The sequence below is a fragment of the Proteiniphilum sp. UBA1028 genome, from assembly GCF_002316955.1.
GTDB lineage: Bacteria > Bacteroidota > Bacteroidia > Bacteroidales > Dysgonomonadaceae > Proteiniphilum.
This window is the reverse complement of record NZ_DCEN01000058.1, coordinates 5,161-6,003: the sequence shown is the minus strand read 5'-3', so window position 1 is coordinate 6,003 and position 843 is coordinate 5,161. Positions and strand designations below refer to the sequence as shown.

General features: G+C 47.0%; 1 protein-coding gene. It reads right to left on the bottom strand.

Translation table 11 applies throughout. From position 1 onward, the window contains the following. Positions 1 to 33: 33 nt before the first annotated feature. Positions 34 to 843 (bottom strand): glycosyl hydrolase family 95 catalytic domain-containing protein (locus tag B3Z75_RS10550; RefSeq protein WP_349676037.1); only part of this gene is annotated, 810 nt, incomplete at its 5' end.

The window sequence follows — 843 nt, the reverse complement described above, 5'->3', positions numbered from 1 at the left end:
GTTACTCGTTCAATACGTGAATTTCTTTTGTAATTACTTACTAAAAGTGTTTGGTTCGGTAGTTAATGTATATCTCTTTCCTTTTTCGGTGTTGAAATCGGTCAGATACGTTTCTTTCAGCGAAAGCTCCACATCCGATTCACTTTCGTTCGAAATGAGAGGCGGTAAACTTGGCTTAGGATAGAAACCGTTAGGGTTAGCATCGTGTGCACTTTGCAAAGATACACTTTTTGCCTGAAGTGCTGTATGTGTTCTCAGGCGACAATTTCCTCCCAAAGTTGAAAGAACTGCTATATTTTTCAATGCTCCGTTTTCCCAATCGAAATCCAATATAAAACCTCCTCTGGCACGAAGTCCTTTTACGGAACCCGAGCTCCAGTTGCCGGGAAGTGCCGGTAAAACAAAGATCTCATCGGAATGGCTTTGCAGTAACATTTCGGTGATGCCTGCCGTGCCTCCGAAGTTACCATCGATTTGAAATGGCGGATGTGCGTCGAACATGTTGGAATAGGTGCCACCGCCCTTCATGGACACTTCTGTTGCATCCACATGCCTCAATCCGTTTTTCAACATCTTGTATGCGTGATCACCATCTTCCAGACGGGCCCAGAAGTTTATTTTCCATGCCATAGCCCATCCTGTGCCCCCATCACCACGAAGCTCAAGGGTGCGTTTGCAGGCTTTTGCATAGTCTGGGTTGATCCTGGGCAAAACCTCTTTTCCCGGGTGGAGTCCCAGGAGATGAGAAACATGGCGATGCTCGGGGTCCACATCTTCAAAGTCTTTGTGCCACTCCTGAAGTTGTCCTTTGGATCCCATGTGTGGAGGGTACAAGCGGGCCAG